General features: G+C 25.9%; 4 protein-coding genes and 1 rRNA gene. All 5 read left to right on the top strand.

The annotated features are described in order from the left end of the window. The 5 genes from rrf (at position 1) to thrS (ending at position 6,207) form a co-directional block, all read left to right on the top strand. Positions 1-114, top strand: a 5S ribosomal RNA gene (gene rrf / locus AC1XWJ_RS06840). A gap of 242 nt (positions 115-356) precedes the next feature. After that, entirely contained in the window at positions 357-1,352 is a 996-nt protein-coding gene (locus AC1XWJ_RS06835) for a hypothetical protein (protein ID WP_483335138.1), read from the top strand. Beyond that, positions 1,336-3,024 carry a DnaD domain protein gene (locus AC1XWJ_RS06830; protein WP_483335137.1) on the top strand — a complete coding sequence of 563 codons (1,689 nt, stop codon included), beginning with the start codon at positions 1,336-1,338 and terminating at the stop codon, positions 3,022-3,024. The genes AC1XWJ_RS06835 and AC1XWJ_RS06830 overlap by 17 nt, the downstream gene beginning before the upstream one ends. Position 3,025: 1 nt before the next feature. Then, positions 3,026-3,910, top strand: a complete 885-nt coding sequence (dnaI, locus tag AC1XWJ_RS06825) for a primosomal protein DnaI (protein ID WP_483335142.1) — start codon at positions 3,026-3,028, stop codon at positions 3,908-3,910. 353 nt (positions 3,911-4,263) lie between these two features. After that, a complete protein-coding gene (gene thrS, locus AC1XWJ_RS06820) occupies positions 4,264-6,207 on the top strand; it encodes a threonine--tRNA ligase (protein WP_483335136.1) in 1,944 nt (647 codons plus the stop codon).

Below are 6,207 nucleotides of genomic sequence, written 5' to 3'. Positions count from 1 at the left end.
CTGGTGGCGATAGCAAAGAGGACACACCTGTATCCATACCGAACACAGAAGTTAAGCTCTTTAGCGTCGAAGGTAGTTGGGCTTACGCCCTGCGAGATTAGAACGTTGCCAGACTTTTAGCTCCCTTGGGGAGCTTTTTTTATTATATTATACTGAGTATAAAAGAAAATATAAATATATAATTTGTATTGTACAAAACAATTTGATAAAATTATAACATAATAAATTTTTCATTGTTGTATAAATTATTAAAATTATAAGGTATTAGATGTTATAGTATCTACATTATTAATTTATTGATTATATAATTATAATTAAATATAAAAATAATTTATATTGTTTATGGAGGTAAGTTAATGTATTTAGAAGATGAAAAAATATTAGATATAACAAAAAAGAATAAACAAAGTATATTAAATGCATTAGAAAAAGTAAATTCAATTTCTAATGATACTAACATTAAAGTTACTTATATTAAAATTTTGAACAACCTTTTAAGATTTAATAAAGCAATAGAAAATTTTTTCTATTCGTCTAAGCCAGGATACAATACAATATTTCAACAAAGAATTGATATGAATGATGATAGTGAACAATTATTTAATAAAATAAAAGCAGAATTAAAGCCTAAATTTAATGAACAGTCTTTTAATTCATCTGAAGCTGAAGAATTTTTTAATATAATTGATAAAGTAGAAAATGATATTTTGGAATTGTTTAAAAATGATACAGAGTATGATTTCAATAATTATTTAATCACTTTGATAAATGATAAAAAGTTAGATGAGTTTATTTGGTTAAATACTATATATAATATTTATAAAGATGGAGATAGTTTAAAAGGGATTGTTAACGATTATAGAACTTTTAATACTATAGATTTTTCTGATTTATATAAAATGTATTTATTTGTAACGGACTACAATGTAAATGAATTACTTTTGACTGATAAATCAGAATACTTAACTAACGAATATCTGCAAGATGTTAATCATTTCTTTGATTATATGTATTCATTAGTTGATGATATGAAAAATTTTGTTGCTAAAGAAAATAAAAAAGATATTTTAAGTTTTTCTAGTAAATTGGCATCTTATACTAATATAAAAACACCGACTAAAGAAGAATTTATAAAAATAACTAATAAATTGTTTGTAGTAATGAGAGATTTATACGAAAATGATAATACAAAATTATTACTTGATAACGTATATCCTATTTTAGTGCGCTCATTTTATGCACCATTAAAAAATGATGACAAGATAAAATACGATTATAATCCTCAATTCATTTATGCATTAGAGTATTTACAAGTAATTATTGAGGTTCTTAGTGATGGCAACGTTCAATAATTTAAATCCTAAGGATTATTATGTAGTATATAATGATTTTTATAATGAAAATTATAACAAAGAATTAAATTTGTTATATTTACCTTTAGTGGAATCTGATGCAATAAAACTATATCAGTTTTTATCTACAAAAATTTTAAATGATAAAAATATGACTAATAACTTATTGCATTTTGATATTATCGATAATTTGGGGTTGGATATTAAGAAAATATTTTTAATTAGAAAAAAATTAGAAGCGATAGGATTATTAAAAACATATTATTGGCAAAATGGAGAAAAGGTTGTTTACGTTTATAAATTATTAAAACCTTTATCTTTTAATGAATTTTTTGAAAATAATTTATTAAGTATATTGTTAAGAAATACTTTAGGAGATTCAAATTATAATTTAATTGTAAATAAATTTAAGCAAAATATAGTGAACTTTAATGAGTTTAAAGAGATAACAGCAAAATTTTCAGAAGTATTTTCTACAGAAAACTTAGATGACTATTCGTTTGATAATATGTCCAAGCGAGTAGAACAAACAGGTCCAAATTTAGATAAATACTATTTTGATTTTAGTAAATTAACTTATTTATTATCGAATAAATATTTAACTGATATTTTGGACAATTCGGAATTGAAAAACAATATTTTAGAATTAGCTCATTTGTATAAAGTTACTCCTAGCGAAATGGCAGATGTTATAGAACATTCAGTTGATAGCACTTCGGGTGGATTAGATATTAATTTAGACGAATTAAAAGATTATTTAGCGCAGTTATTTATTAATGTGAAAAAACAAGATGTCCCAACGTTAAAAAATATGTTGAATAAACATCTTATAAATGATACCTATTCTAAAGATAGGGAATTAAGTCCTTTAGAACAGTTAGCACAAACTATGGATAGCTTAAATTATATAGAATTTTTGAATAAAAAACATAATTTGATTCTTTCTAAAGTAGATGGTAATAATATAAATAAATTAGTAAATAAATATAATTTTTCATCGGGTGTCTTAAATGTCCTTTTGGACTATGCAATAATTGAAAGTAAGTCATCAGGAATACCGAACTTTAATTATTTGGATAAGATAGCAAGTACTTGGTCAAATAAAAGATTAGTAAGTGCATTAGATGCTATGAATTTTGTTAATAGTAATCGTGATAAGATAAGGCAAAATAGAATGAAAAAAACTGAAACTAAAGTGAAAATTAATAATTTATCTACTAATATCCAAGATGTTAGTTATAATTTAGATATTGAAAGTTTTGCTAGAAATAAATTAAATATTATTTTGCCTAATAAAACAATTAATGAGTTGAGCGATATAAAAGAAAAATATGATTTTTCGAATGAAGTAATAAATTATTTGTTAGAGTATTCTATGTCAATAGATTCTAATAAAAATATACCTTCAGCAAATTTTTTGGACACTATCGCATCAAATTGGCATTTAGGAAAAATTCAAAATATAGATGATGCAAAAAAAATTATTAATAATAGAAAAAATAAAAATAATTATAATGCAAAAAATGTTAGAATAATAAAAACGCCAGATTATATTAAGAATCAACTAGATAATTTTGGAAACAATAATACAATAAATAATGATAATAGTAATGATATTAATGATTATGCAGAAGAGTATATGAAATTATTAAAAGAGAAAGGTATTGAATAGTATGAAGAAAGTTACAGACATAACTAGCAAAATTCCTATAAAAAGTAATGTTCAAGATATATTAAAAGATACTATTTTGAAAGATAAGTCAGTTATTGCGTTTATTAATAAATATAATTTGACTTATGATGATATTAATAATAATACTCAAGTTTTTTATGATTACTATTTATCCAAAAAAAATAAAAAAAAAATTATTTACAATCCTAAATTACAATATAAAGATGGAAAAATTTATTTAGTGTATAGTGAAACTGCTGAACAAAAGCGTAATAGAGAAGCTCAAAAATTATCTAATAAAATTAAAACGACATATATTTCTAGAAATATACTAAATTCTAATTTTGCTAATGTTAACAATACAGGGAACAAACTACTTGTAGCAACAGAGTTGATAGATATATGTGATAATATTTTACTTGGTAAAGATGTGCAAGGTCTATATATTTATGGTATGACAGGTATAGGAAAATCTTATTTAATGGGATGTGTATACAACTATTTAAACGACAAAGGTCTTGAGCCAGCAATAGTATATTTTCCAGAATTTGTACGTAAGATGAAAGCTAGTATTCCTAATGGAGAATACAATTATATTATTGATGAGTTACGTCAACAAAAAGTTCTTATAATTGATGATATAGGAGCAGAGAACATAACAGAATTTGTTCGTGATGAAATTTTAGTTCCTATAATAAATTACAGATCTTCAGAAAATTTATTAACATGTTTTACTTCTAATTTATCATTAAAACATTTAAGCAAATTACTATCGACTACTAAAAATACTATTGATGAAACTAAGTCAATGCGTATTGTTGGTCGAATAAATCATTTGGCTAAAGAGGTGTTTTTGGATGCTAAAAATGAACGTGGTATATATTAATAAATTTAAATTAATTATTTAGCATTTTTTGTACTTGTCAAAATAATATTTTTATGATAGAATACAAACTATGATATAAATATTTACGTTAAGGACAAGATATATAAATAAATTATTCAAGAGAGAGTATGGTTGCTGAAAATACTTATAATTCTTTATATGTTACTACCTTTTGGTTGCGTAAAAGAACAGCAAACTTTACTTGCTACAATGAGGAGATATTTTTTATCTCAAAGTTGGGTGGTACCACGAAATTAATTCGTCCCTATGTAAACAGTATGTTTACATAGGGACTTTTATTTTTGTTACTTTAACGATAAATATAATTTTTTATAATAAAAAGGAGAAAGAATATGGTAGTATTAAAATTTCTAGATGGGAACTCACGTGAGTATGATAACAAAACAGCATTAGATGTTGCAGAAAGTATTAGTGTTAGCTTAAAGAAAAAAGTTGTAGCTGCTAAACTTGATGACAATTATATCGAGCTTGATAAGGTTATAGATAAAGATGGAGAAATAAAATTAATAACAGCGGATGATAATGATGTAGATAGTTTATATGTTTTAAGACATTCATCTGCACACTTATTGGCTCAAGCATTGCGTAGAATATATGGACCAAACGTTCATTTTGGTGTAGGGCCAGCAATAGATGGAGGCTTCTATTATGATTTCGATATGGAAGAAAAAATTAATGAAGAAGAGTTAGTAAATATCGAAAAAGTAATGAAACAGCTGATAAGTGAAAATCATAAGATTGAAGGTAGAGAAGTTTCTAGAGAAGAAGCTTTAGAAATATTTGCTAATGATCCTTACAAAGTTGAATTAATAAATGATTTGCCGGAAGATGAAGTTATTACTGTTTATGAACAGGGAGAATTTGTAGATCTTTGCCGTGGAGGTCATGTTAGTAGTACATCAAAAATAAAAGAATTTAAGCTATTATCTGTTGCTGGTGCGTACTGGCGAGGAAATAGTGACAATAAAATGTTACAAAGAATTTATGGAATAGCATTCTATACTAAAGATGCTTTAGAAGATCATTTAAGAAAATTAGAAGAAGCAAAAGAAAGAGATCATAGAAAATTAGGGAAAGATTTAGGTATATTTACTACTAGCCAAAAGGTAGGAGCAGGATTACCTCTATGGTTACCAAATGGAGCAACTATTCGTCGTACTATAGAACGCTATATAGTAGATAAGGAAGTAGAATCAGGATACGATCATGTTTATACACCAGTTCTTGCTTCTGTTGAATTATACAAAACTAGTGGACATTGGGAGCATTACCAAGATGATATGTTCCCATCTATGAAGATGGATCATGAAGAAATGGTGTTACGTCCTATGAACTGCCCTCACCACATGATGATTTATAAAAATGAAAAACATTCATATAGAGAATTACCAATTCGTATAGCAGAACTAGGAATGATGCATAGATATGAGGCTAGTGGAGCAGTTAGTGGATTACAACGTGTTCGAGGAATGACTTTAAATGATGCACATATCTTTGTACGTCCTGATCAAATAAAAGATGAGTTTAAACTTACAGTATCACTAATTCAAGAGGCATATAAAGATTTAGGAATAGAAAATTATAGTTACAGATTATCATATAGAGATCCAGAAAATAAAGAGAAGTATTTTGATGATGATGAAATGTGGGAAAATGCTCAAAGTATGATAAAAGAAGCTTCTGATGAATTAGGATTAAACTATGTAGAAGCAGAAGGAGAAGCAGCTTTCTATGGACCAAAACTTGATGTTCAAGTAGAAACTGCGATAGGAAAACAAGAAACTCTATCGACAGTACAATTAGATTTCTTATTACCTGAGAGATTTGAATTAGAATATATAGGTGAAGATGGTAAAGCTCATAGACCAGTAGTAATTCATAGAGGGGTAGTATCTACTATGGAAAGAATGGTATCATTCTTACTAGAAGAATACAAAGGAGATTTACCAACATGGCTATCACCAAATCAAGTAAGAATTATTCCTGTAAATAACGAGTATCATTATGACTACTCTAGAGAATTAATGGATGATTTGAAAAAATCAGGTGTTAAAGTTTCTATAGATGATAGAAATGAAAAATTAGGATACAAAATAAGAGAAGCAGCTAACAAAAAAATTCCTTATACTCTAGTAATAGGTGATAAAGAAGTAGAAAATAAAGAAGTAAATGTTAGAACATTTGGTTCACAAGATCAAAAAACTAAATTGTACAGTGAATTTAAAGAAAATATTTTGAGAGAAATTAAAGAAAGATTAATTAATAAAGAGGCATAA

The organism is Gemelliphila sp. 1F1, from assembly GCF_056897515.1.
The sequence above is the reverse complement of the archived record's forward strand: the minus strand, read 5'-3'. Positions and strand labels throughout refer to the sequence as shown.